A 25,873-nucleotide genomic window follows, 5' to 3' on the forward strand; every position below is an offset into this window, starting at 1 on the left:
GGAGGGCGCGCAGAGCGAAGCCGACGGTGGTGACTACTGGCCGGCGCCGGCAGCGAGCGCTGCGTCGGTCTGCTCGAGCGTGGTCACAGCGTTGTTGAGGTAGCCCGACAGCTTGTCGAGGTGCTGGATCGTGACCGTCGCGCTCTGCGTGAAGGCCGTGTAGGTCTCGTTGAAGGTGCCGGACGCGGTGTCGGTCTGGAACCCGGAGGACACGAGGTTGTTGATGAGGGTCTGGAGGCGGTTGAGCGTGGTCTCGACCTCGCCCTTACCCGTCGTCAGGTTGACGGCGGCCTGCTTGATCTCGCTGTAGTTGACGTTGATGTTGGCCATGAGTCTTGCTCCTTCGTTGTGGTCACCGGCACCGTCGGTGCCTTCATCATGTAACCACAACGCCTCGCGGGAGCACATGGGGAGCACTCCCCATGCAGTCCCCACCCAGGGACGACGCCGCTCAGGCGACGGGGAACTCGGGCGCGATCGGCAGCTGCACGCGCGACAGTGCACCGCGGTTCGCGTAGATCCCGCGCCCCTGCGGGAAGTCCTTGCGCGCGAGCCTGGGGAAGGTCGTCCGGAGGACGAGGTCGCCCTCCATCTGCTCCGGCTGCAGCAGGATGCCCCGCCTGGCGCTCTTGATCTCGCCCATGAGCGGCCAGGACGACGACCAGCCCGACACCTCGTTCTCGGCGATCACGAGATGGTCGCTGCGTTTGATGGCCTTGATGAGCTCCACGAGCGGCGGGTCGGCGATGCCGTTGAGGTAGTCCGACAGCGTCTCGATGACGACGACCGTCCGGCCGGTCACCGTCTCGGCCGCGATCGCGGCGGACAGCGCCTTCGCCTGCTCGGCGATCGTCTCGGGGGTGACGGCCGACTCGTCGAAGCGCAGCTCCCGCAGCAGTTCCGAGCGCTTGGAGCCGAAGTAGACGAAGCGCGTCGCCGGATCGAAGCGTCGCATGGCGCCGACCAGGGATGCGACGGCGTTCGTCCGACCGCTGCCGGGAGGGCCGCCGACGAGGAACGCGCCGGACGGGTCGAACCCGATCGGTGCGAGGTCGGCGTCGCCGATGCCGAGTACGGGGCGGTCGCCGACCCGCTCGGGCAGTTCGCGCGCCTCGATCTCCTTCGGCAGTGCGCCGATCGGCGGGGCCGTGATCGTGGCTCCCGCGCGGGACATGGCCTCCGCGAGCCGGACTGTCGCGACAGACTGGTCCGAGAGCACCGGCGAACCACCGAGGATCGCGACCTGGACCTCGAGTCCGTCGACGATCGCCCGGCCGGCGGGCGACTCTGGGCCGAGGATGTCCTTCGGCACGCCGAGGAGCTGGTAGCCGGTCTCGTCCGCGAGGCGCAGCACCACGCGTCGCTGCACACCGGAGCTGATGTTCGTCGGGACGGAGCCCGGGCGGTCGGCCGAGAACGCGATGTTCACGCCGAGCTGCCGGCCGTCGGTGATGAGCTGCTGGAACAGCGTGTACCACGAGGACAGGCCGAGCGTCGTCTCGTACTCCTGCCGGAAGGACTGGAAGCCGTCGACGAGCAACAGGATGCGGCGCTCGTCGTTGCGACCCGAGACGCGGCGGTAGTCGGTGATGGACGACGCGTTCGCCTCGGCGTACCGGACGCTGCGCTCGTCGACGATCTCCTTGATCCGGCGGAGCAGTCGGATGACGCGCTCCTGGTCGTCGCCGGGGATGATCGAGCCGACGTGCGGCAAGGCCTCGAGCATGCGGAGGCTGCCCGCGCCGAAGTCGAGGCCGTACACCTCGACCGGACCGCCACGCGGCGTGATGCCCGCCGCGGTGGCGAGGGTCCGCAGGACGGTGCTCTTGCCCGATCCGCCGGTGCCGAACACGGCGATGTGGCCGTCGACGTCAGGCCGGAAGTAGACCGGGCGCTGCTCCTGCGAGTCCGGGAGGTCGGCGACACCGATGAGCAGTTCGGCGTCGGACCGTTGACGGAGCTTGCTGAGGTCGTAGACGGGCGCCAGCTCGTCGAGCCAGGGCCGTCGCGGCGCCGGGATGGATGCGCGGTCGGCTGCGGCGATGATGCTCGCGACGAGCCGCTGCTGGTCGGTGGGGCCGAGGTCGCGCTCCTCCTCGGCGTCGGCCGCGCGGGGCTCCTCCCAGCGCGTCTCACCGCCGAACCGCAGCTCCCGGACCTCGATGTCGGAACGCTTGGGCTCGTCGCTCGTCCAGCCGCCCGCATAGCCGGACTGGAAGATGCTCAGGCGACCGGGACCGGTCTTCGCGATGCCGCGGCCGGGGACGCCCGGGTCGAAGTGCGCCGCGTCCTTGACGCCGACCACGTCCTGGCTGTCGGACTCGTCGGCCATGCGCAGCGCGACGCGGAGGTTGGTGTTCGCGCGCAGGTTGTCCTTGATGACACCGGCGGGTCGCTGGGTCGCCATGATGAGGTGGATCCCGAGCGAGCGACCGCGCTGGGCGATGTCGACGACGCCGTCGACGAACTCCGGGACCTCGCCGACGAGCGCCGCGAACTCGTCGATGACGAGGACCAGGGCGGGTGGTGAATCGGGGTCGCCCCGCTTCTCGAGCTCGAGGAGGTCCTTGGCCTTCTTCCGGTTGAGCAGGTGCTCGCGGAAGTGCAGCTCGGCGCGGAGGCTCGTGAGCGCCCGGCGGACGAGGTGCGGGCTGAGGTCGGTGACGAGTCCGACGCAGTGCGGGAGCGTCACGCAGTCCGCGAAGGCCGAGCCGCCCTTGTAGTCGACGAAGAGGAACGAGACGCGGTCGGGGCTGTACTCGGCCGCCATCCCGAGCACCCAGGCCTGCAGGAACTCGCTCTTACCGGCACCCGTCGTCCCGCCCACGAGGGCGTGGGGGCCCTGGGCGCGGAGGTCGAGGTGCATGGCGTCGACACCGCCCGATCCGACGGTCGCGCGCAGCTGGCCGGCCCGTCGGGGCTTCGGCGGGAGCCCGGGCGTGCGGTCGTGGATCGAGGAGTTCTGCCGCCAGCGGTCGACCACGGCGTCGCTCGAGGTCGTGAGCTCCGGCCCGAGCAGCGTCACCATCGACACCGACCGCGGGAGGTCGCTCGAGTCCTCGACGAGGGCGCCGGCGTCGATCACGGACGCCATGCGTCGCGCGTAGTCGAGGGCCGTCACCGGGTCGACGAACTCCGGGCGGGCGTCGTCGACGGAGTAGCCGAGGCGGACCATGCCGACCGTCGCCGGCGCGTCGACGCCGGCCCCGGCCTCCGGGACCTGCAGGAAGGTGCGGCAGGCGGCGGGGAGCGAGACGACGTCGTCGGCGATCCAGATCGGGAAGACCCCCGCGTCCGCCGCGATCTCGGCGAGCTGGACGAGGCGTGCGCGGTCGACGCCGACGTCGTCGGAGATGAGCAGGACGATCGCGGGGATCGGGGACTTCGTGCCGGTGTCGTTGGAACTCTTCGTCCCGATCTCCGCGCCGCGCTCCTGGGCTGCCTGCTTCTCGGAGATGGCTCCGCGTCGGGCGTCGCCGGCCCGGGCTGCCTGCAGGCGGGTCTGGACGAGCTCCTCGATCGCGGCCAGCAGCAGGTTGCCGCTCGACACGCTGTCGGCGAGGTGGCCGACGTCGAGCGGGCTGTTCGGCGAGGACGCGTGCGGGAGCCACTTGACCCACGAGAGGGCGTTCGACCACGCGGGCGAGACGATCGCCGAGACGACGACCTCGGCCGGCGAGTGGAGGGCGGTGAGCTGGACGAGGATGCCGTTCACCGCGCCCCCGGCCGTCTGCGGTGAACCGGCGATGCCGAGCGCGCCGGCGTCGTAGAGGTTGTCGATGATCGGCACGTCGGCGACGGTCACGTACTGGTCCTTGAGCTTCTCGAGTCGTTCCTGGAACTCCGGCAGGAAGCTGTCGCGGGCCTTCGCCGAGACCTCGTTGCGCGACGGCATCGTGCCGACGCCGAGTCGGAGGTTCAGGAAGGACCAGTGCTCGGGGCGCCTGGTCCACAGCAGCGGCCCCCGTGTGAGCGCGTGCTTGAGCGCCTCGGAGGTGGACGGTGCCTCACGCATGCGGACGTCGTGCTCGATCTCCCGCTCGGCCGCGAGCTGCTTGCCGAGGGACTCGAGCCGCTCGTCGAAGATCTTGATCTGCTGCTTGAGCTTGCGCTTGTTGCGCCCGCGACCGGTGAAGTAGTTGCCGATGAGCATGAGCGGCGTCATGGCGATGAAGATCAGGGACAGCGGGTTCTTCGTGAAGAAGTACATCGCGCCACCGAGGAGCATGGGCGTGAGCATGCCGAGGAGCGGGAACGGCTGGTTCTCGCGCTCGGTCGGCGGCTCGGGAGCGGGGAAGGTCTCCCCCGCGTAGCGCTGTTCGACGCGCGGCGAGCGGTTGAAGTACACCGGCCCGGCCTTCGGGACGACACCCGCGCGACCGACGGTCCCGGCGAAGCCGATCTCGACCTCGGTGTCGCCGATGAGCACGCGCTCCGGCTCGATGACCTTGAGTCGAGGCACGATGCCGCCGTCGACGACGATGCCGTTGGCCGCGCCGAGGTCGACGAGTTCGATCTCGCCGCCGACCTCGAGGCGTGCGTGACGCTTCGAGACGAGCGGGTCGTCGAGGACGATGTCGCAGCTCGCCTCACGTCCGATGGTCCAGCTGCCGGCCGGCAGGGTGAACTCACGGCCGGCGTCGTCGCCGGAGAGGACCCGCACGACGGCGACGGCGGGCGCCTGGCCGGTGCGCGCCGCGGAGTAGTACACCCCCGCGTCGGCGAGCTCGATGACGGCACCCGAACCGACCCACGCCTCGCCGATGGGGGCCTCGGGCGGGAGCGGCAAGGTCTCGGTGGATCCCGGCAAGCGCGCGTGCAGCGTGAAGTCGGCGTTCGCGGAGTCCGGCCCCTGCGGGTCGACGCGCGCGATGGTCGACGCGACCTCCGCGATGCTCGCCGCCGCGTCCGTCGTCACGACGATGTCGGCGGACGACCCCGACGGCCTGGTCAACGTCAGCTTGATGCGCATGCAGGATCCCCTTGGAAGTGCGGGCCGCTCGACGCGACCTCGATCAGCCTAGCGACGGAAGCGGTACCGGCCTCGATCTCGGACCGGCCGGATCAGTCTCGGGTCGGCCGGATGATCCGCTCGACGTCGTCGACGGTGGACGGTTCCGGTGCGGGGTCGAACAGGGCGACGGGCGGGTCGACGGTCGAGCAGTCGAGGTCCGGGACGTTGACCGTCGACGTGACGGTCCTGGACCCGTCCTCCTGGGCGAGCCGGTACTCGATTCCGCGCGCACCGGGCACGGCCGGCGGGGTGCCGCCCTCGCTCGCCCATTGCTCGGCGACGCACCCGCGGACGGACGCGGTCGCGTCCTCCGGGACGCCGGTCACCTCGACAGGGGCGAACGGGAGTGGTCCGGGCAGGATCTCGGTGCTCCCACTGCTGGTCACCTGGTCACGGGCGGCGCTGTAGAGCCTCGACCGCAGGTCGTAGGAGGTCGTCTCCGTGAGCGACGCCAGCGAGAAGTCGTTGCGGTTCACGGCGATCGCCTGCGCCTCCAGGGATGCGCGGACGGTCTCCACCCACGGGTCGCCTTCGAGGGGACCCTCCGGTGCCGCGGACGTCCAGACGGTCGTCGGCATGGGCGCCGGTCCGTTGTCCGTCGGCGTGCAGGCCACCAGCGAGCCGAGGACCAGGGTTGCGAGGGCGACCGGACCGATCACCCGCACATCAACCCTCCGCATCCGCCTGATACGCGTCGAAGGCGTTCGAGGCGTTCGTGGCGATGGAGGCGAGGGTGCGGGTGCTCCCGGAAGCCGGGTCGATGATGTCGTCGAGCGCATCCCGGTTGTCCTGCACCCAGTCCCACCAGACCTCGGCGTCGTTCGTGGTCGGCGGGACGAGACCCTCCGGCGGCGAGAGCTCCATGAGCGTCTGGGCGACACCGATCTGCGTCGCACGCAGACGGGCGTCACCGCCGTCCTCGAGCTGGGTGAGCAGATCGTCGTGCGAGCCGGCCCAGGCGTCGCCGGCCGCGCCGGTCGCCGCGTCCGTCAACTGCCCGCGCACGTAGCCGATCCCCTCGCTCGCGATTTTCTCGGCGACAGCGTCACCGAGCGTCCCGACCAGCTTGTCGAGCCCCGGGATCGGGAGCATCCCGACGCCGGTCTCGACGACACCGATGGCCGACTGGACGGCCTCGTCGTGACGCGTGGCCTCGCCGAGGTCGACACCGGCCGTGCTGCCGTCGAGCACGGACTGCAGCATGGAGACACGGGTGGCCGCGTCCACAGGGCTGTACAGGCCGAGCTCCGCTGCGCCGAGGACCGTGTTCTGGTAGTCGGTGACGACGGCCTGCAACGCTTCGGCACCGCCGCCGTTGCTCCCTGCGATCCCGAGGATCCGAGCGAGCGCCTCGGGTGAGAGGTTGGCGTAGACGCGCGGATCGCCCTCGACGCCGTACGGATCGATCGACGTCGTGGGGTCGGAGGCCCCATCCGGGTTCTGGCCCACCATCGGGTGCTCGACGAGCCCCGGGATCTGCGGCGCCAGGGCGTCGACCAGCTTGACGCTCCCCAAGTCGCTGATGTTCTCACTCGTGAAGTGCGGGTTGCCAGCGACGTAGCCCTCGGCGTCCTCGGTGGCACGCGGCTCGCCGATGAGCCGCGAGATGACGTCGTGGCTGAGGGTCGACGCACGGTCCCAGGCTTCGGGGCTGTACGCGGTGCCGTCGGTCGGCCCGCCCGGGATGGACTGGGCACCGTCCCAGAGGGCGAGGACGCCCTCGAACCCGTCGAGGCCCGAGTCCCGGCGTCCGTACCAGTACTCGATCCGGTTCGCACCCAGGTCGTCCGAGGCGTACGGCTCGTCCGGATACATGGGGGCGTCACGGTACGGGTCATCCTCGGTGGAGGTCAGCCAGTCCATCGCCGCCTCGGGATACTCCCCGAGGGTGCTGAAGACGCGCGAAGTCCAGTCACCGAGCCGGTTGACGTCGTACCCGGCCTGCTCGGCCTCGGCGAGACTCAGGAACCCGCCCGGGCCCATGACGCCCTGGCCCGGGCCGTATAGGCCCTCGCTGGCGCCCGGGAACCCTCGTTCCATCTCGTCGGCGATGTTCGCCAGGCCGACCGTCGTCGACTCGCCGATCGGGCTGTCTTGCTCATCGCCGAAGAGGAACGCAAGGCTGGTCCAGCTGTCGGTACCGTGGACGGAGGCGGAGCCGTTGTACAGCTCCTGGGCGAACCCCTGCCCCACCCCGTCTGTCCACCGCTGCGACCCGACGGACAGACCACTCCGCACGGACTGCGCGAGGAGGAGGGCTGCACCGGCCTCCATCCAGCCGTTTGCTCCAGCGTCGTCGATCCGGCTGATGAGCGAGATGAGGTCCTCGCCGCCGAGAGCGAGGTTCATCTGCGCCATCACCGACGGGTCGTTGCCGTAGAGGGCGTACAGCGACTGGAGCTGCGTCGCCAGTTCGGATTCGAACGTGCCGTTGCCGAGCTCGGAGGCCATCTCGGCCATGCCCTGCGCGATCGCGGTCGGCGTGAGGTCGCCGGCCGAGGTGATGCCGATCGCGGCGAGTGCGGCCTGCTGCCGATCCCAGTTGTCGCCACCGGGCGAGGACAGCGCGGAGACGAGCGCGGCGTCGGCGGCTTCGCGTTCCTCGGACAGCGCGTCGAGGAGCCGCTGCGCGCTCGCGCGGTCGGAGACGGCCGTCTGGTGCACCTGATCGCGCTGGGCCTGCTCGAGTGGGCTGGGGCCGCCCTGGGGGTCCAGGTACTGCTGGTTCGCGGTGATGTTGGCCTGGAAGATCATCTCCGTGTAGATCGCCGCACGCGACTTGATGCCGTCCACGGTCGTCGTGTACGTCGAGATCGCCGCACGAACCGCCGCCAGCTCCGGCACGACCGCATCGATCTTCCCCATCGGCGTCGACAGGGAGGACACCCACGTGGCCGCGGCGTCGCCCGTCCAGATCGCGTCCGTGATCCCGCCCTGCGCGGCGAGCGCAACGGCGCGTGCATCGGTCAGGGCCGTCTCCGTCGTCTGGATGGTGGTCGCGGTGGTGCCGAGCGCACCCGAATCGATCCGCCCGGGATCATCTGCAGTCCAGTTCGCCATCAGCCCTGTGCCTCCTCCGCGATCGCCGCTTCCGTCTGCTGCCAGACGCTCACCGTCTCACTTGCGACCCGACCGGCCTCCACCATCGCTCCGCCGGCGAGGGAGACGTGCACGGACACCCACATCGCGAAGCTCTCCGCGGCCGTCGTCACCGCGCTGCTGCAGCTGCCGGAGAAGTCGAGGGGGACGTTCTGTGGAAGCCCGGATCCGCTGGGTGTCAGTGGCGCGGCGACGGCCAGGATCTGGTCCCCGTCGACGACGAGTGGTTGCTCGCTCATCATTCCCCTTCGTAGCCTCGGCACCGGTGGTCTGCACCGCAGTACCGGACAGTGGTCCGGCGTGTACGTCGTTCAGCGTAACCGAGCGAGGACGACGCGACGATGGGGAGCACTCCCCATGCGCGAAGTGGGTCAGCCCGCGACCACCCGGATCGGGAACTCGCCGATCCCGATCGTGGAACCGGCCTCCACGACGTAGGCCTCGCCCGGTTGGCACACGGTGACGGCGCCGGACGCGTCCGTGATCGTCGTGCCGTTCGTGGAGTGCAGATCCGTCACGCGGAGCGATCGCCGACCGGGTACGACCACGGTGTGCGTCTTCGAGACGGACATGCGCGGGTCGACGAGTGCACGCAGCTCGGCGTCGGGCTGTTCCGGCCGCGCCGAGGGGTTTCGCCCGAGTAGGACCGGCCCGCTGAGCGGGATCCGCTCGCCGCCGGGGAGCTCGAGGGCGAAGTCCCCCGCACGCAGCGACGACGAGACGACCGTGGCTCCCACATCCTCCGCTTGGACCGCGACGCCGTCGGTCGGCCGGACCGGTTCGGGCGTGGCCGGTCGGGGACCCGCCGGAGCACCGGCGATCAAGCCGGGCGGGACGGTGATCTGCAGCTCCGGCGGCACCGAGGACGTCGACGCCGCGGGAGCGTGCGTGTGGGCGAGGGCCGTCGGAGGCTCACGGAACTGTGGCGGGGATGCGGGAGTTGCGGACGCTGGAGGTGCAGCGACAACCGACGCGACCACGGGAGCCGGTTCAGACGGGCCGGCATGCGGCTCGGCCGCCGGAACCTCGGCCGCCGGAACCTCGGAAGCCTGAGCCTCGGTCCACGGCTCGGAAGCTGCTCCCGTGACCGGGGGTCCTGACACCGGAGTCGACGCGGCGGAGTTCTGGGCGGGGATCTCCGCAGGGTGCGCCGGTACCGGGGCCTGCTCCTCGACGGCCGCTGGCACCCAGCTCTGGATGGCCGGTGCCCCTGTGACCGGCGCACTCGCCGGTGCCGTCTCAGGGACGGCCGGCTCGCTTCCGGTCGACACCGCTGCGCGCGGAGCCAGGACCGTGCGGACACCCTGCACGCGCAAGGTTGCGGACGCGCCGGGATCGGCATCGGAGACGAGCCCGGCGAGGGCCTGCAGGAAGCCGAGGAACGGCTCCTGCCCGAGCAACGAGCGCTGACGCCGACGCTTCTGGACGCCGTGCTGCATGATGAACGTCGCGGCGGCCGTTCCCCGTGCGGACGGGGCGGTCGTGATCGCGAACGCGAGCAGCGGAGCCGGATCGTCGACCGAGACGACCCGCAGGCGGATGTCCGCGCTCGTCCCACCGTCGATCGCGACGTAATGCCTGGTCTGCTGCGCATCCTCACCGGAGGCGGCGACCGCACGTTGGACGAGCGCGACGACGTCGTCAGCGGTCCCCGCGAGGTCGAGATCCAGACCGGTGTCGGTCAGGTCGGGTGATCTCATCGGTGGTTCCTCCCCAAGCGCCGTCGGCCGACGACGGCAACGGATCGATTATCGCCTACGCCGTCGCCCTCGTGGGGAGGGTCGAGCAGCGCACCGCGCGGGCGGGCCCGGGGTGGACGTCGCATCGGCTCACCGCGCGTCGTGCTCCCACGGCCAGCGCGGGGTCGGACGCCGCCCGGTCGACGACGTGGCGACGGCGGCGGCCGCGAGGACGATGACGAGCGCCAGCACACCGACGGTGACCGAGAACGGCCCGGTCAGTGTCGTCACGGCGAAGGCGGCGGCGTCCGCTCCGTCCCGGCTGGCGATCGCGTCGAACACGCCGCCGCTCACGCCGTACGCGAGCCAGGCGAGGAGCCCTGCGAGGACCGCGGAGCCGACCGAGACGCGCAGCGGGGTGCGGCGCGTCTCACGGATGATCCCCCAGAGGACCACGATCGTTGCGACCACGACCATGAGCGGACCGGTCAGTGGGCCGGCGTCGGGGTCGGTCACGACGTCGAGGTCTGCCAGCAGGCTGATGAACCCGAAGGCGCAGACGACGAGTGCCACGTAGGTGACCGCTGCGAACGGGGCGATCCACCAGGGACCGCGTTCTCCGTCCGCGTCACCGGTCATGCTCAGCGGGCGGTCGTCGGTCCGGCTTCGAGGACGCGCTCGTACTCGGCACGCGCCTCGAGGTTCGCCTCGCGCACCTTGCGTCCGCGGGCGGCGATCCAGCCACCGAACCAGACGGGGATCTCGCGGGCGACGACGAAGGCGAGGACCGGCCCGAACGTGAAGGCGACTCCGGTGACCTCGGCGAGGATCTCGTCGATGCTGAGCGTCCAAGCGCGCTCCTGGATCAGGAACCCACCGACCCACGCGAGGAAGACGACCAGGCCGATGATGAAACCGCCGAGCACCCAGTGCACCCAGCCGGAACGGTTCACGATGGTCGCGGTCACGACCCAGGCCAGGAAGAAGCCTGCGGCGGCCATGAGGAACGGCCAGCTGGTGGCGATCTGGATGAGGTTCTCGACGAACGTACCGTCGCCTTCCAGCACCAGCTGGAGGCCCGCGACGGCCGCCGCGTAGAGGCCGGCGAAGATGATGGTGCCGAGGAGACCGATGAGGATGCCGAAGCCGCGGTTGCCGCGGACCTCCGGCTCGGAGGGTGCCTGGACGTACAGCGGGAAGGCCTGCTGCTGTTCGGTCTCGGCGGCGGTGGCGGTCTCGGTCGCGCCGGAGCGGGCGACCGGCTCGTAGGCCGCGGCGGGGTACGGGTGGGCACCGGTGTCGGCCTGCCGGGTGGCCGCCGTCGACGTCGGGGTGCCGGCGGTGTCGTCGTCGTCGAAGTCGATGTTCGAGTACGCGCGCTGCGGCGTGTGCGGCTGGTACGGACGCGTCTCGCGCACCCCGGCGTCCGAGGCCGTGTCGGCGCGGTCTGCGACCCGACGGTCGTCGACGACCGGGTCCGCGCCGACGCCGTCCGCCGTGGTGATGGTGTCCTGCTGCACCGTGTCCTCGGAGAGGATGTCCCGCTCAGCCACGGGCCTCTCGGACGCGGGCTGCTCGGACGCGGTCGTGGGACGCGCGGAGCCAGACGCGGTCTGGGCAGCCGCCGGAGTGCTCGGGTCGGTCGGCGATCCGGGCTCGGGGTTCTGGGTGCTCATCGCGTACTCCTTCGGCGGAAGCCAGTTCAGGAGCGCCCTCACGGCACTCCGCTCGCCACGGTAGCAAGCCGGGGCACGGATGCTCGGCAACCTCGCCGGGACTCGCTCACTCCCGTCGACCCGATTCAGGTCTGATTCATATCCGGAGGAAACGGTCTCCTCAGCTCCGCGCGGTTGAGTGGGAGTTCTAACAGATCTGTCGGATCACTGCCGATCCCGCGACGCCGAGCCCCCACGGCGCATCCCCCGGAAAGGCCCCATGCCCGAGCAACTCCCCCACACCAGTCACGCCGACGCCCGTTCCCCGTTCGGTCGGCTCTCCGCTCGCTACCGCGTTCTCCCCCTGCGCGGGCGACGCGTGGTCGCCGGTACCGCTGCCGGAGCCGTCCTGCTCCTCGCCACCGCGGTCATCACCCCGATCGCGCTGCAACAGCCCGACACGACCGCATCCGCACCGGCCGCGCAGGCGGTGGACGACACGACGTCCACGGTCCCGGCCTCCACGGTCAACGCCACGGCGGTCACCGCGATCTCCGCGACGACCGGGTCCGTCGCGGGTGGCAGCACCCTCACCGTGAGCGGTGTCGACGTCGACGGCGTGACCCGCGTCGTCTTCGGTGAGCAGGAAGCCCGGATCCTGTCGGCGACGAGCACCGAGGTGACCGTCGCCGTACCGGCAGCCACCGGCTTCTCCCCCGCCGACGTCGGTATCGCCGTCTACGCGGACGAGCTCCGGGTCGACGGTGACGCGCTGAGCTACAGCTACGACATCACGAGCCCCGTCGACGCGCAGATGGCCTACGTGTTCACGCACTGGAACGACTACAACCTGGCTGAATACGGCTCACTGGTCGACACCGACTGCGCGAACTTCGCCAGCCAGAGTCTGCTGGAACGCGGGTGGACGATGGACGAGGACTGGTGGGCCGAGGGAACCGGCGACGACTTCGACTTCTCGAAGGCCTGGGTCAGCTCGACGTTCTTCATGAACTACGTCGAGGAGCACCCCGAGCTCGCCACTGCCCTGGACGACACCCAGCGCGACCAGGTGAAGGTCGGCGACATCGTGCAGTTCGACTGGGACAACAGCGGCGACCGCGACCACACGGGCATCGTGTCCAAGGTCGAGACCACGGACGCCGGCACCCAGGTGTACTACGCGGGGCACACCGACGACACCGACTACCGAACCGTCGACGAGGCGATCACCGTCATCCACCCCGGCGCCTCCGTGTACTACTGGAGCATCGCCTAGCCCGCTGTTCGGCCGTCTGCCGTCAACGCGCTGCAGCTCGTTCGCGCGCTACGCTGCGAAACATGCCCCCAGAGCCAGCGCGGATCGCCCTCCCCGACGATTGGGGGCTCTTTCTCCTGCCGCCCGTCTTCGCCGAGCATGTCGATGCGCTGGTCGCACGCTGCTTGGAGCTGCGGATCCCTGCGGCCATCTCAGCACCGCTGACAGCGGGGTCTCACGTCCTGCTCCGGGTACCCGTCGGCGACACCGGCCGGGTGCTCGCACTCACAGACGAGGCCGGCCCCGACCTGTCCTTCGTCGAGACCGGGCCCGGCCAGTTCCCGGGCCATCTGCGTTCGATCGTTCCGGGGTGCGCGTTGGATGAGCTCGATCCGTTTGCGGAACCCGCGGTGCACGCCGTCGCGTGGACGGCTCCCGCGGACACGGCCGCGATGCGGTTCGGCGCGGCGCAGCGGTCGATCACGCTCGCAACCGCCACGGCCGAGGACGGTCGGTCGGTGGTGTTCCCGACGGGCGATCCGGCGGCCTGCTTCTCGTCGGGGATCTGGGGCGGTGCCGACCTGACGCTCACCCGCTTCGAGGATCATCTCGTCGCCAGGACGACGTTCCGCAGGCGCCCCCTGGTGTTCGCGTGGACGCCCGGTTGGCGACTCGTCGACCCGAGTCGTCCGGACCAGCTGCTGATCACTGAGCAGACGGTCGCGGACGAACTCGACCACCTCGTCGGCGAGTGGTCGTCTCCGCAGGAGTGGGCCGACCGGTTCCGTCTCGACCCGAGCCGGTCCGAGCGCCTGCGCATCCTGATGCGTCTCCCGTCGAGGTCATCGACGGCGCACGAGCTGGCCGACATCCTCGGGCTGCCCGCGGAGCTCGCCCTCGCCGTCGCTCCGGGTGCATCAGTGCTGGACCTGCCGAACGTGCTTGTCCTGCACCCGGCGAAGGCCCGCGATGTGCTTTCCGAAGCGTGGCACGCCGCTCCGTCGAGCCGGCTGGAGACCCGGCTGCAGGAGTTGTCGGAACGGTTGGAACGGGCTGACGCTCGCAGCTCCTGGACCCGGTTCGGCGAGAGCCGCCCGCGCCTCCGCTTCGCCCTCATGCTGTGCCTCGCCGCGGCGAGTGCCGCGCTGTCGATCAGCGGCTTCGTGGCCGGTCGTGGGACAGCGTTCCTCCCGGCGGTCGCAGCGTGCTTCTGGACCGTCCTGGCCGGAGTCGACCTCGCCACGCTGCGCACGCGGATCCGCGGTCTCGGTCCCGCAGCCGGACCGGGAGTCGACCCCGAATCGGACCGCAGGTAGCCTCAGGCGGGGAAGAGCGTCGAGACGATCGCCTGGGTCCAGCCGCTGATGGTCGTGTTCGACCAGCGCGTGGCGATCCAGGTACCGTCCCGCACGAAGTGACGTTCGCCGTATGTACCGGCGTCCTCGGAGACCTCGGTGAAGCACATCGTTCCGCTGGTCTCCTCGGAGCAGGTGAAGCCTGCCTCGTTCATCCGCGCGATCACCGACGTCTGGGTCGCAGCGTCGATGGAGAGGACGTTGGTGGTGATGCCGACGTCGCCGCCACCGCTCGCCTTCACCAGGGCACAGTTCAGACGGTCGGTGTTCGACGAGATCACTGCCACGAGGGCGCTGTCGTTCGAACCGAAGAAGTCGGTGGCGAGTTCCGGCAGTGACCATTCCGGGTTCAAGGCGAGGAAGCCGTCTGCGGTGAGTGAGTCGATGTAGCCGGCGGGGAAGAGCTGCGTGCATTCGGTCGGACGCACCGGTGCGGCAGGGGTCTCAGCGGTGTCCGTCGTGGTCGGAGCAGGAGTGAAGCCGGCGGTCGCCGTCGCACTCGGTGCACGGGTCGAGTCGGCGGCGGGCATGCCGCCCGGGCCGACGACCAGGAGCCCGATGACGACGATGAGCGCGATCGCCAGCACGCCGGCGAGCACGCTCAAGCCGATCACGACCGGATTGCGCTTCCGCTTGGGTGCCGGAGCGCCGTAGCGGACGTCTGGCTGCACCGGGGTCGCGTCCGGCTCCAGCGGCTGGAACTGGCCGGTGGGCTGCTCGGGCTGATCACTCATCGGACCAGCATGTCGTGCAGAGACCCGCCACACAACTCACCAATGCCCGATTCGTTCGCCCATTCCGGGGCGAACGGGCATTCGCTCGCCCAGGAATGGGCGAACGAACGACGGAGGGCCCGTCCCGATCGAGAAACGATCGGGACGGGCCCTCCGGGTGAGTCGTTCAGCCCTAGTTGTAGTTACCGGGGGTGAAGTCGTCGGAGCTGAAGCTGTCGAAGTCGACGAAGCTCAGGTCGGACTCGTTGAACGCGCCGTCCTCACCGAAGATGCGGTTCGGGTAACGCTCCGCCTTCGCCTCCTCGGTCGCCTCGACCGTCACGTTGCGGTAGCGCGCCAGGCCGGTACCGGCCGGGATGAGCTTACCGATGATGACGTTCTCCTTGAGGCCGACCAGCGGGTCGCTCTTGCCTTCCATGGCGGCCTGCGTGAGGACACGCGTGGTCTCCTGGAAGGAAGCGGCCGACAGCCACGACTCGGTCGCGAGGGACGCCTTGGTGATACCCATGACCTCCTGGCGAGCCGATGCGGTGCGACGACCCTCCGACACGGCCGAGCGGTTGAGCTCGGCGTAGCGCAGGCGGTCGACGAGCTCACCAGGCAGCAGGTCGGTGTCGCCGTGGTCGACGACGGTCACCTTCCGCAGCATCTGGCGCACGATGACCTCGATGTGCTTGTCGTGGATCGGGACACCCTGCGAGCGGTACACGCCCTGGACGCCACCGACGAGGTGCTTCTGGACCTCGCGGACGCCCTGCACGCGCAGGACCTCCTTGGGGTCGACCGCACCGACGTGGATCTTCTGACCGAGCTCGACGTGCTGTCCGTCCTCGACGAGGAGGACCGCACGCTTCAGCACCGGGTAGACGACCGGCTCGTCGCCGTTGTCGGGCGTCAGGATGACCTTACGAGCCTTGTCGTTCTCGTCGATCGTGATGCGACCGGCGGCCTCGGCGATCGGGGTCGCACCCTTGGGGGTACGAGCCTCGAACAGCTCCTGCACGCGGGGCAGACCCTGCGTGATGTCGTCCGCCGATGCCGAACCACCCGTGTGGAAGGTACGCATCGTCAGCTGGGTACCGGGCTCACCGATCGACTGGGCCGCGATGATGCCGACGGCCTCGCCGATGTCGACGAGCTTGCCCGTGGCGAGCGAGCGGCCGTAGCAGGCTGCACACACACCAACGGTCGACTCGCAGGTCAGGACCGAGCGCACCTTGATGTTCTCGACACCCGCGGAGACGAGCTTGTCGATGAGCACGTCACCGACGTCCTCGCCGGCCTCGGCGACGACCTCACCCTTCGGGTTGACCGCGGCAGCGGCCAGCGAACGGGCGAACACGGAGTTCTCCACGTTCGGGTCGCGCACGAGCTCACCCGAGCTGTCGGCGTTCGCGATCGCGAGCTCGAGACCCTTGGTCGTGCCGCAGTCGTCTTCGCGGATGATGACATCCTGCGAGACGTCGACGAGACGACGCGTGAGGTATCCCGAGTCGGCGGTACGGAGCGCCGTGTCGGCCAGACCCTTACGAGCACCGTGGGTCGCGATGAAGTACTCCGCGACCGACAGGCCCTCACGGTAGGAGGAGATGATCGGGCGAGGGATGATCTCACCCTTCGGGTTGTTCACCAGGCCTCGCATACCCGCGATGTTGCGGATCTGCAGCCAGTTACCACGAGCACCCGACGACACCATGCGGTTGATGGTGTTGTCCGCCGGGAAGTTCGCGCGCATGGCCTCGGCGACCTTCTCGGTGGCCTCCGTCCAGATCTTGATGAGCTCCTGACGACGCTCGGCATCCGTGGTCAGACCCTTGTCGAACTGGCTCTGGACCTTGGCGGCCTGCTTCTCGTAGCCCTGCACGATCTCGCGCTTGTTCGGCGGGGTCAGGACGTCGCTGAGCGCAACGGTCACACCGGAACGCGTCGCCCAGTGGAAACCGGCGTCCTTGATGTTGTCGAGCGTGGCGGCGACGACCGTCTTCGGGTACCGCTCCGCGAGGTCGTTGACGATCGAGGACAGCTTGCCCTTGTCCGCCACGTCTTCCACGTAGGGGTAGTCCGCCGGCAGCGCCTCGTTGAAGAGTGCGCGACCGAGGGTCGTCTCGACGAGTGCGACACCCGAGCCCTCGTAGCCCTCGGGACCCGTGCCCTCGGCGAACGTCACGTCGGTCAGACGGATGCGCACCTTGGCGTTGAGGTCGAGCGAGCCCTGGTCCTTCGCGAGGATGGCCTCGGCGACGGACGAGAAGGCACGGCCCTCACCCTCGACACCCTCCTTGAGGGTGGTCAGGTGGTGGAGGCCGATGATCATGTCCTGCGTGGGCAGGGTGACCGGGCGGCCGTCGGACGGCTTCAGGATGTTGTTCGACGCGAGCATCAGGATGCGCGCCTCGGCCTGGGCCTCGACGGAGAGCGGGAGGTGGACAGCCATCTGGTCACCGTCGAAGTCCGCGTTGAACGCGGCACAGACGAGCGGGTGCAGCTGGATGGCCTTGCCCTCGACGAGCTGAGGCTCGAACGCCTGGATGCCGAGACGGTGCAGCGTTGGCGCACGGTTCAGCAGCACGGGACGCTCGCGGATGATCTCCTCCAGCACGTCCCAGACCTCGGGACGGCTGCGCTCGACCATGCGCTTCGCGGCCTTGATGTTCTGAGCGTGGCTCAGGTCGATCAGGCGCTTGATGACGAACGGCTTGAAGAGCTCCAGCGCCATCTGCTTGGGCAGACCACACTGGTGCAGCTTCAGCTGCGGGCCGACGATGATGACCGAACGGCCCGAGTAGTCGACGCGCTTGCCGAGCAGGTTCTGGCGGAATCGACCCTGCTTCCCCTTCAGCATGTCGCTGAGGGACTTCAGGGCACGGTTGCCGGTACCGGTGACGGGGCGACCACGACGACCGTTGTCGAACAGTGCGTCGACGGCCTCCTGCAGCATCCGCTTCTCGTTGTTGACGATGATCTCGGGAGCCCCGAGGTCGAGCAGACGACGCAGACGGTTGTTGCGGTTGATCACACGACGGTAGAGGTCGTTGAGGTCGGAGGTCGCGAAGCGGCCACCGTCGAGCTGCACCATCGGGCGGAGCTCCGGCGGGATGACCGGGACCACGTCGAGGACCATCGCGGCCGGCGAGTTGCCGGTGATGAGGAACGAGTTGACCACGCGCAGACGCTTGATGGCGCGGATCTTCTTCTGACCCTTGCCCTCCGCGATCTGGTGGTGGAGCAGCTCGGACTCGGCCGCGAGGTCGAAGGACAGCAGGCGCTTCTTGACCGCCTCGGCACCCATGTAGGCCTCGAAGTACAGGCCGAAGCGGTCCTGCAGCTCGTGGAATACGGAGTCCTCGGGCTTGAGGTCGCCGACCTTGAGGTTGCGGAAGTCCTCCCAGACTCGCTCGAGGTGAGCGATCTGCTCGTCGTAGGACTTGCGGGTCTGGCTCATCTCCTTCTCAGCGGCGTCCTTGGTGCGACGCTTCTGCTCGCTCTTGGCGCCTTCCTCCTCGAGGGCGACGAGGTCGTCCTCGAGCTTCTTCAGGCGGTCTGCGATGCGCGAGTCGCGCTGGTCGCCGAGCGTCTTGATCTCGAGACGGAGCTCGTTCTCAAGGCCGGGCATGTCCTGGTGACGTGCGTCCTCGTCCACATCGATGACCATGTAGGCCGCGAAGTAGATGACCTTCTCGAGGTCCTTGGGCGCCATGTCCAGCAGGTAGCCGAGGCGCGAGGGGACACCCTTGAAGTACCAGATGTGCGTGACCGGGGCGGCGAGTTCGATGTGGCCCATGCGCTCACGGCGCACCGACGACTTCGTGACCTCGACACCGCAGCGCTCGCACACGATGCCCTTGAAGCGGACCCGCTTGTACTTGCCGCAGGCGCACTCCCAGTCGCGGGAAGGACCGAAGATCTGCTCACCGAACAGACCGTCCTTCTCGGGCTTGAGGGTGCGGTAGTTGATGGTCTCGGGCTTCTTGACCTCTCCGTGCGACCAGGCACGGATGTCGTCTGCGGTGGCCAGACCAATGCGAAGCTCGTCAAAAGTTGTGACGTCGAGCAATGTATCTCCTATGAAAGGTTTCGTCAGTCTCTACAGTGGTCAGGCTTAGATCTCGTCGATGGACGACGACTCGAACCTGGAGGAAATGTTGATCCCGAGCTCCTCGGCGGCGCGGAACGCGTCGTCGTCGGTGTCGCGCAGGCTCACCGCGGTGCCGTCGGCCGAGAGGACCTCGACGTTCAAGCACAGCGACTGCATCTCCTTGATGAGCACCTTGAAGCTCTCGGGGATACCCGGCTCCTGGATGTTCTCGCCCTTGACGATGGCCTCGTACACCTTGACGCGGCCGAGGATGTCGTCGGACTTGATGGTCAGGAGCTCCTGGAGCGCGTACGCGGCTCCATAGGCCTCGAGGGCCCAGACCTCCATCTCACCGAAGCGCTGTCCACCGAACTGAGCCTTACCACCGAGCGGCTGCTGCGTGATCATCGAGTACGGACCCGTCGAACGCGCGTGGATCTTGTCGTCCACGAGGTGGTGCAGCTTGAGGATGTACATGTAGCCGACCGAGACCGGTGCCGGGAACGGCTCGCCGGAGCGGCCGTCGAACAGACGGGCCTTTCCGGAGGAACCGATGAGGCGGTCGCCGTCGCGGGTGACGTTGGTCGAGTCGAGCAGACCGGCGATTTCCTCCTCGGAGGCGCCGTCGAACACCGGGGTCGCGACCTTGGTGTTCGGCTCGGCCGAGTGCGCGGCAGCCGGGAGCTTCTTGGCCCAGCTGGGCTTGCCCTCGACGTTCCAGCCCTGCTTCGCGATCCACCCCAGGTGGATCTCGAGGACCTGACCGAAGTTCATTCGACCGGGGATACCGAGCGGGTTGAGGATGACGTCGACCGGCGTGCCGTCCTCGAGGAACGGCATGTCCTCGACGGGCAGGATCTTCGCGATGACACCCTTGTTGCCGTGACGGCCGGCGAGCTTGTCGCCCTCGGTGATCTTGCGCTTCTGGGCGATGTAGACGACCACACGCTGGTTGACGCCCGAGCCGAGCTCGTCGTCGCCGTCCTGTGCGTCGAACACCTTGACGGCGATGATCGTGCCGGCTTCACCGTGGGGAACCTTCAGCGAGGTGTCGCGGACTTCGCGGCTCTTCTCGTTGAAGATGGCGCGGAGCAGGCGCTCCTCGGCGGAGAGCTCGGTCTCACCCTTCGGCGTGACCTTGCCGACGAGGATGTCGCCGGGGCGGACCTCGGCACCGATGCGGATGATGCCGCGCTCGTCGAGGTCCTTGAGCAGCTCCGGGCTGACGTTCGGGAGATCACGGGTGATCTCCTCCTTGCCGAGCTTGGTGTCGCGGGCGTCGACCTCGTACTCCTCGATGTGGATCGAGGAGAGGACGTCGTCCTTCACCAGGTTCTGGCTGAGGATGATCGCGTCCTCGAAGTTGTGACCCTCCCACGTCATGAAGGCGACGAGGAGGTTCTTGCCGAGCGCGAGCTCGCCGTTCTCCGTGGCGGGGCCGTCGGCGATGACCTCGCCGGCCTCGATGCGTGCACCCTCGGAGACGATGACGCGGTTGTTGTAGCTCGTGCCCTGGTTGGAGCGGTCGAACTTGCGCAGGTAGTAGGTCTGCGTGCCACCCTCGTCGAGCTGGATGGTGACGGACTCTGCCGACACCTCCTGGACGACGCCGGCCTTGTCGGCGGTGACGACGTCACCCGCGTCGATGGCTGCGTAGCCCTCCATACCGGTACCGACGAGCGGCGAGTCCGACATGAGGAGCGGGACGGCCTGACGCTGCATGTTGGCACCCATGAGTGCGCGGTTCGCGTCGTCGTGCTCGAGGAACGGGATGAGGGAGGTCGCGACCGACACCATCTGGCGCGGGGAGACGTCCATGTAGCCGATCTCCTCGGACGGGATGAGGTCGACCTCGCCGCCCTTCTTCCGGGCGAGGACGCGGTCCTCCTGGAAGTGGCCGTCGCTCTTCAGCGGAGCGTTGGCCTGCGCGACGATGTAGTTGTCCTCTTCCATCGCGGTCAGGTAGTCGATGTCCTCGGTGACCCGGCCGTCGACGACGCGACGGTACGGGGTCTCGATGAACCCGAACGAGTTGATCCGCGCGAACGATGCGAGCGAACCGATCAGGCCGATGTTCGGGCCTTCCGGAGTCTCGATCGGGCACATGCGGCCGTAGTGCGACGGGTGGACGTCTCGCACCTCGACGCCTGCACGCTCACGCGACAGACCACCGGGGCCGAGCGCCGAGAGGCGACGCTTGTGGGTCAGGCCCGCGAGCGGGTTGTTCTGGTCCATGAACTGCGACAGCTGCGAGGTCCCGAAGAACTCCTTGATCGCGGCGACGACGGGGCGCACGTTGATCAGGGTCTGCGGCGTGATGGCCTCGATGTCCTGCGTGGTCATGCGCTCGCGGACGACGCGCTCCATGCGGGACAGACCGGTGCGGACCTGGTTCTGGATGAGCTCGCCGACGGCGCGGATGCGACGGTTGCCGAAGTTGTCGATGTCGTCCGTGTCGAGACGGAGGTCGACGGGCTTGCCGTTGCGGACACCCGGGAGGGTGGCCGTGCCGCGGTGCAGGGCGACGAGGTACTTGATCGTGGCGACGATGTCGTCGGTCGTCAGGACGGAGTCGCTGAGCGGCTTGTCGAGACCGAGCTTGTTGTTGATCTTGTACCGGCCGACCTTCGCGAGGTCGTAGCGCTTCGAGTTGAAGTAGAAGTTGTCGAGGAGCGCACGCGCGGCCTCGGCTGCGACCTGCTCGCCCGGACGGAGCTTGCGGTAGATGTCGCGGAGCGCGTCCTCCTTGGTGAGGATCGTGTCCTTCTCGAGGGTGAGCTCGATCGACTCGTAGCCCTTGAACTCCTCGAGGATCTCCTCGCTCGTCATGCCGAGCGCCTTGAGGAACACGGTGACGGACTGCTTGCGCTTGCGGTCGATGCGGACGCCGACCTGGTCGCGCTTGTCGATCTCGAACTCGAGCCAGGCACCGCGGCTCGGGATGACGCGAGCGGAGAAGATGTCCTTGTCGGAGGTCTTCTCCTGAGCCGACTCGAAGTACACGCCCGGGCTGCGGACGAGCTGCGAGACGACGACACGCTCGGTGCCGTTGATGATGAAGGTACCGCGCTCGGTCATGAGCGGGAAGTCGCCCATGAAGACCGTCTGGGTCTTGATCTCACCGGTGAGGTGGTTCATGAACTCGGCCTCGACGTAGAGCGGGGCCGCGTACGTCTTGCCGCGCTCCTTGCACTCGTCGATGGAGTACTTCTCGGGCTCGAGGTACGGGTTGGCGAAGGAGAGCTGCATCGTCTCGCCGAGGTCCTCGATGGGCGAGATCTCCTCGAAGATCTCGTCGAGGCCGCTCTTCGTGGGCAGGTCCTGTCGGCCGGCCTGGGTGGCTTCTTCGACGCGTGCCTTCCACACGTCGTTGCCGACCAGCCAGTCGAAGCTCTCGGTCTGCAGAGCCAGGAGGTCTGGAACCGTGAGCGTGTCGGTGATCTTCGCGAACGAGAGGCGGGATGCTCCGCGGCCGTTCTTGGGTGAGTTGGTGGTTGCGTTGCGCGCAGCAGCCAAGGGGATAACCTCCGGAGGCCTGTTGGGGGCCGAGTTACTGGTCGTCAGTGGAGTTACTCACCAGAAAGGAACATGTGGCGGGTTGGACCCGCACACCAGCCGACCGCAATATGAAGGCATAGAGATTCTGGGAGCGCAAAGAACAACTATATGCCGGAATCTGCGGCGTGTCTACTCTTTCCTTGACGAGTTTTCGACTTTCCGGTATAACCGCCGCGTCGCCCCCGGTGTTCCCGTCAACCCGCGCCGAACCGCAGGCGCTGACCGGGCCGGAGTTGCGCCAGGAGGTCGCGGTCCGCGGCGCGCACGACCGCGATGACCGGATACCCGCCGGTGACGGGGTGGTCGGCCGACAGGATCGTCGGCAGACCGCTCGGCGGCACCTGGACCGCCCCGGCGACCATGCCCTCACTCGGCAGTTCACGACCGGGATCGAGTCGCTCGAGCGGCGTCCCGTCGAGGCGCATCCCGATGCGGTCGGCGTCGGCCGTCACGCTCCACGACTGCTCGACGAGACGCCGCAGGGAGGCGGCGTCGAACCAGTCCCGGCGGGGTCCGGGCGAGACCCGTACGAGCCGCTCCCCGGCGTCCGGCCGCGTCCAGGGGGCGATGTCGAGCGGAGGGACGCGGCGGCGCGGGGTGGGGAGGACGACGAGTCGATCGCCGCCGACGATCGGTGCCGGGCCGAGGCCGGCCAGGGTGTCGGTCGACCGCGAGCCGAGGAGCTGCGGGCCGTCGAAGCCGCCGCGGACGGCGAGGACGTACCGGAGCCCGTGGGTCGCCGCGCCGAGTTCGAGCCGGGAGCCGGCCGTCACGCGGACGGCGTGGTGTCCGTCGACCGGTCGGCCGTCGACGGTGATCGCACCCCACGCGCCGGTCACGGCGATCCAGAGGTCGACGTCGGGGACGGCCACGAACGGGCCGAGGACGACCTCGAGCGCCGCACGGCCCTCCGGGTTGCCGACGAGACGGTTGGCGAGGCGCAGGGCTCCGCGGTCGAGCGCGCCGGACGGGCTGACCCCGAGGGCCGCGGCGCCCGGTCGACCCAGGTCCTGCACGGTGGCCGCCGGTCCAGCAGCCTCCACGAACAGCGTCCCGCCCATCACGCGGGGACCTGCGCGAACCGGACCCGACCGCCGGGGACGAGGAGGGCGGGTGGATCCGCTGCGTCGTCCCACAGCACGGCGTCCGTCGTCCCGATGATGCGCCACCCGCCCGGGGAGGCTCGCGGGTAGACGCCGCTGAACGTCCCGGCGAGCGCCACCGAACCGGCGGGGACGGTCGTCCGCGGCACGCTCAGACGCGGGATCTCGAGCGGCGGGCCGATCGTCTCGTCCTCCCACTCCGGCACGAGGTAGGCGAACCCCGGCGCGAAGCCGCTGAAGGCGACGGTCCACGCTCGACCGGTGTGCCAGGCGATGAGACCGTCGGCGTCCATGCCGAGCAGCGCCGCGGTCTCAGCGAGGTCCTGGCCGTCGTAGCGGACCTGGATGACGGTGTCCGACCGTCTCCCCGCCTCGTCGACAGCGCCGGTCGAGCCTCCCACGCCGGGTGCGAGCGCCCGTTCCGCGGTGGCGAGCAACCATGCTCCCACCGCGGCGAGCGCCGGGCCCCGCACGTCCGTCACGGCGAGCACGGTCCGGGCGGCCGGGACGAGGTCGACCAGCCCCGCCGGGCGCGAGGCGGCCAGGGCCCGGTGCACGAGCAGGACGTCCTCGAGCGATGCGAGTTCGAGGAGTACGGCCTCCTCCCCCATCGCTCGGAGCACGGGTCCGGTGGAGGTGTCCGCGGTCACCACGGCGCGACCAGTTCGACGCCGGCGTCCAGCAGGGCGGCCCTGACCGCCGTGGCGAGCGACACGGCCCCAGGGGTGTCGCCGTGCACGCAGAGCGAGACCGCGTCGAGTTCGACGTCGGCACCGTCGACGCTGCTGATGCGTCGGTCGAGGGCAAGGGAGACGGCCCGGCGGGCGGCGGCCGTCTCATCGGCGACCAGTGCCCCAGGGGCATCGCGCGGGACGAGCGAACCGTCGGAGCGGTAGCCGCGGTCGACGAAGGCCTCAGCGACGAAGCGGAGTCCGGCGGCGAGGGTCTCCTGTTCGATCACGGAGCCGGGCATCCCGAGGACGGGAAGTGGTCGCCCGAGCTCCTCGGAGGCCGTGACCACCGCCCGGACGACTGCCCGCGCCTGCACCCGGTCGTGCGCGATCCGGTTGTAGAGGGCGCCATGCGGCTTCACATAGGCGAGCCGCGCACCGACCCCGTCGGCCTCGCCGACCTCGTCGACCGCGCCCTGCAGGGCACGGAGTTGCTCCAGGACCTCGGCCTCGAGCACCTCGGCCGGTACGTCCTGGTCGCGGCGCCCGAAGCCCGCCTCATCCCGGTAGGACGGATGGGCGCCGAGCGACACCCCGTGGGCCGTCGAGCGGCGGACGGCGTCGCGCATGGATACGGCGTCCCCGGCGTGGAAGCCGCAAGCGATGTTCGCGCTCGTGATCAGGGCGAACATGGCGTCGTCGTCGGCGGTCGGCACACCGCGCCAGACCTCGCCGAGGTCGCTGTTGAGGTCCACCTGCGCCACGGCCGCACCCCTTCCGCTCCGCCTCCCGCCACTGCGGGAAAGTCTAGGGTGGGGGTATGGACGAGGCACAGGTACGACTCGGCGTCAGCGGATACCTGGCCAGGATCGAGGCCGACCGCTTCGTGCCGGGCACCTATCAGCTGGTGGTCGACGGCACGCCGCAGTCGCACGTCAACCTCGATCAGCCCGAGGAGCTCTTCTTCGAGTACATCCAGCGGATCGGTCACATCATCGACGAGATCGCCGACCCCGGTCAGCCGATCACGGCGGTGCACCTCGGTGCCGGCGCGCTCACCCTCCCCCGCTACGTGGAGGCGACGAGGCCGGGCTCGCGGCAGCAGGTCGTCGAACTCGAGCGCGAACTCATCGATCTCGTGCGCGAGCACCTCCCCTGGTCGAAGCGCGCCCAGATCCGCGTCCGCTACGGCGACGCCCGCGAGATCGTGGCGAAGCTACCGCCCGGCCTCCGCGGCACCGTCGACCTCGTCGTCGTCGACATCTTCAGCGGCGCCAACACGCCGGCCCATGTCACGAGCACGGAGTTCTACGCCTCGGCGGTCGAGCTGCTGTCGCCGACCGGCGTCATCGTCGTGAACGTCGCCGACGGCCGCGGGCTCGCGTTCGCCCGCGGACAGGCCGCGACGCTCGCCGACTCCGTGTCGCACGTCGCCGCCCTCGCGGAGACGCAGATCCTCAAGGGCCGCCGCTTCGGCAACGTCGTCCTCGTCGGTTCGAACACCGCCCTCCCACTCGACTTCCTGCCGAGGCTCCTCGCGGCCGGACCCCACCCCGCCAAGGCGGTGGCGGGCGCCGAGCTGCGCGCCTTCATCGCGGGGGCACAGGTCGTCACGGACACGACCGCCGTCCCCTCCCCGAACCCCGCCCAGGGCATCTTCCAGACGAAGGGCTGA

17 protein-coding genes are annotated in these 25,873 nt (G+C 69.3%); 3 read left to right on the plus strand and 14 right to left on the minus strand.

The window, feature by feature from the left end; all coding sequences use genetic code 11:
• Window positions 1–33 precede the first annotated feature (33 nt).
• From ACQG07_RS04135 to ACQG07_RS04170, 8 genes are all read right to left on the minus strand, one after another.
• On the minus strand, window positions 34–330 hold the full coding sequence (locus ACQG07_RS04135; RefSeq protein ID WP_056008215.1) for a WXG100 family type VII secretion target: 297 nt from the start codon (window positions 328–330) through the stop codon (window positions 34–36).
• Window positions 331–451: 121 nt separating this feature from the next.
• Window positions 452–4,972, minus strand: coding sequence for an FtsK/SpoIIIE domain-containing protein (locus ACQG07_RS04140; protein ID WP_426737281.1), 4,521 nt, complete (start codon window positions 4,970–4,972; stop codon window positions 452–454).
• Window positions 4,973–5,064: 92 nt separating this feature from the next.
• Entirely contained in the window at window positions 5,065–5,673 is a 609-nt protein-coding gene (locus ACQG07_RS04145; protein ID WP_426737283.1) for a hypothetical protein, read from the minus strand.
• A gap of 7 nt (window positions 5,674–5,680) precedes the next feature.
• A complete protein-coding gene (locus tag ACQG07_RS04150; RefSeq protein WP_426737285.1) occupies window positions 5,681–8,074 on the minus strand; it encodes a hypothetical protein in 2,394 nt (797 codons plus the stop codon).
• Window positions 8,074–8,352 carry a hypothetical protein gene (locus tag ACQG07_RS04155; RefSeq protein WP_124768801.1) on the minus strand — a complete coding sequence of 93 codons (279 nt, stop codon included), beginning with the start codon at window positions 8,350–8,352 and terminating at the stop codon, window positions 8,074–8,076. Before ACQG07_RS04155 ends, ACQG07_RS04150 begins: the two co-directional genes overlap by 1 nt.
• Window positions 8,353–8,484: 132 nt before the next feature.
• Window positions 8,485–9,813, minus strand: a complete 1,329-nt coding sequence (locus ACQG07_RS04160) for an FHA domain-containing protein (protein WP_426737286.1) — start codon at window positions 9,811–9,813, stop codon at window positions 8,485–8,487.
• 129 nt (window positions 9,814–9,942) lie between these two features.
• Window positions 9,943–10,431, minus strand: coding sequence for a DUF6121 family protein (locus ACQG07_RS04165; RefSeq protein WP_124768799.1), 489 nt, complete (start codon window positions 10,429–10,431; stop codon window positions 9,943–9,945).
• Window positions 10,432–10,433: 2 nt separating this feature from the next.
• Complete coding sequence (locus ACQG07_RS04170; protein WP_426737289.1) at window positions 10,434–11,468, minus strand: hypothetical protein; 1,035 nt, start codon at window positions 11,466–11,468, stop codon at window positions 10,434–10,436.
• A 259-nt stretch (window positions 11,469–11,727) separates the two neighbouring features.
• On the opposite strand from ACQG07_RS04170, the gene ACQG07_RS04175 reads away from it, so the two are divergent.
• Window positions 11,728–12,723, plus strand: coding sequence for an amidase domain-containing protein (locus tag ACQG07_RS04175; RefSeq protein WP_426737291.1), 996 nt, complete (start codon window positions 11,728–11,730; stop codon window positions 12,721–12,723).
• Window positions 12,724–12,785: 62 nt separating this feature from the next.
• Window positions 12,786–14,018, plus strand: coding sequence for a hypothetical protein (locus ACQG07_RS04180; protein ID WP_426737293.1), 1,233 nt, complete (start codon window positions 12,786–12,788; stop codon window positions 14,016–14,018).
• A 2-nt stretch (window positions 14,019–14,020) separates the two neighbouring features.
• Here the strand turns inward: ACQG07_RS04180 and ACQG07_RS04185 are convergent, their stop codons facing one another.
• The 6 genes from ACQG07_RS04185 to ACQG07_RS04210 all read right to left on the minus strand — a co-directional run bounded on the left by ACQG07_RS04185 (window position 14,021) and on the right by ACQG07_RS04210 (window position 24,962).
• Window positions 14,021–14,791: a hypothetical protein gene (locus ACQG07_RS04185; protein WP_426737295.1), complete on the minus strand. Its 771-nt coding sequence runs from the start codon at window positions 14,789–14,791 to the stop codon at window positions 14,021–14,023.
• 172 nt (window positions 14,792–14,963) lie between these two features.
• Window positions 14,964–18,845 carry a DNA-directed RNA polymerase subunit beta' gene (locus tag ACQG07_RS04190; RefSeq protein ID WP_079705238.1) on the minus strand — a complete coding sequence of 1,294 codons (3,882 nt, stop codon included), beginning with the start codon at window positions 18,843–18,845 and terminating at the stop codon, window positions 14,964–14,966.
• 45 nt (window positions 18,846–18,890) lie between these two features.
• Window positions 18,891–22,382 carry a DNA-directed RNA polymerase subunit beta gene (gene rpoB, locus ACQG07_RS04195; protein ID WP_079705237.1) on the minus strand — a complete coding sequence of 1,164 codons (3,492 nt, stop codon included), beginning with the start codon at window positions 22,380–22,382 and terminating at the stop codon, window positions 18,891–18,893.
• A gap of 236 nt (window positions 22,383–22,618) precedes the next feature.
• Window positions 22,619–23,485 (minus strand): biotin-dependent carboxyltransferase family protein, encoded by an 867-nt coding sequence (locus ACQG07_RS04200; protein ID WP_426737299.1) that lies wholly within the window; start codon window positions 23,483–23,485, stop codon window positions 22,619–22,621.
• Window positions 23,485–24,177: a 5-oxoprolinase subunit B family protein gene (locus ACQG07_RS04205; RefSeq protein ID WP_426737301.1), complete on the minus strand. Its 693-nt coding sequence runs from the start codon at window positions 24,175–24,177 to the stop codon at window positions 23,485–23,487. Before ACQG07_RS04205 ends, ACQG07_RS04200 begins: the two co-directional genes overlap by 1 nt.
• Window positions 24,174–24,962 (minus strand): LamB/YcsF family protein, encoded by a 789-nt coding sequence (locus ACQG07_RS04210; RefSeq protein WP_426737303.1) that lies wholly within the window; start codon window positions 24,960–24,962, stop codon window positions 24,174–24,176. The genes ACQG07_RS04205 and ACQG07_RS04210 overlap by 4 nt, the downstream gene beginning before the upstream one ends.
• 56 nt (window positions 24,963–25,018) lie before the next feature.
• Between ACQG07_RS04210 and ACQG07_RS04215 the strand changes: the two genes are divergently transcribed.
• Complete coding sequence (locus ACQG07_RS04215) at window positions 25,019–25,873, plus strand: spermidine synthase (RefSeq protein ID WP_071259566.1); 855 nt, start codon at window positions 25,019–25,021, stop codon at window positions 25,871–25,873.

Source organism: Plantibacter sp. 2H11-2 (genome assembly GCF_050031945.1).
Lineage (GTDB): Bacteria > Actinomycetota > Actinomycetes > Actinomycetales > Microbacteriaceae > Plantibacter > Plantibacter auratus.

Bases quoted from the DNA above. Each gene is read 5' to 3' on its own strand.
- ACQG07_RS04170 (WP_426737289.1), bottom strand. From the start codon at position 11,468: ATGAGCACCCAGAACCCCGAGCCCGGATCGCCGACCGACCCGAGCACT.
- ACQG07_RS04155 (WP_124768801.1), bottom strand. From the start codon at position 8,352: ATGAGCGAGCAACCACTCGTCGTCGACGGGGACCAGATCCTGGCCGTC.
- ACQG07_RS04140 (WP_426737281.1), bottom strand. From the start codon at position 4,972: ATGCGCATCAAGCTGACGTTGACCAGGCCGTCGGGGTCGTCCGCCGAC.
- ACQG07_RS04215 (WP_071259566.1), top strand. From the start codon at position 25,019: ATGGACGAGGCACAGGTACGACTCGGCGTCAGCGGATACCTGGCCAGG.
- ACQG07_RS04180 (WP_426737293.1), top strand. From the start codon at position 12,786: ATGCCCCCAGAGCCAGCGCGGATCGCCCTCCCCGACGATTGGGGGCTC.
- ACQG07_RS04165 (WP_124768799.1), bottom strand. From the start codon at position 10,431: ATGACCGGTGACGCGGACGGAGAACGCGGTCCCTGGTGGATCGCCCCG.
- ACQG07_RS04135 (WP_056008215.1), bottom strand. From the start codon at position 330: ATGGCCAACATCAACGTCAACTACAGCGAGATCAAGCAGGCCGCCGTC.
- ACQG07_RS04150 (WP_426737285.1), bottom strand. From the start codon at position 8,074: ATGGCGAACTGGACTGCAGATGATCCCGGGCGGATCGATTCGGGTGCG.
- ACQG07_RS04185 (WP_426737295.1), bottom strand. From the start codon at position 14,791: ATGAGTGATCAGCCCGAGCAGCCCACCGGCCAGTTCCAGCCGCTGGAG.
- ACQG07_RS04160 (WP_426737286.1), bottom strand. From the start codon at position 9,813: ATGAGATCACCCGACCTGACCGACACCGGTCTGGATCTCGACCTCGCG.
- ACQG07_RS04175 (WP_426737291.1), top strand. From the start codon at position 11,728: ATGCCCGAGCAACTCCCCCACACCAGTCACGCCGACGCCCGTTCCCCG.
- ACQG07_RS04200 (WP_426737299.1), bottom strand. From the start codon at position 23,485: ATGGGCGGGACGCTGTTCGTGGAGGCTGCTGGACCGGCGGCCACCGTG.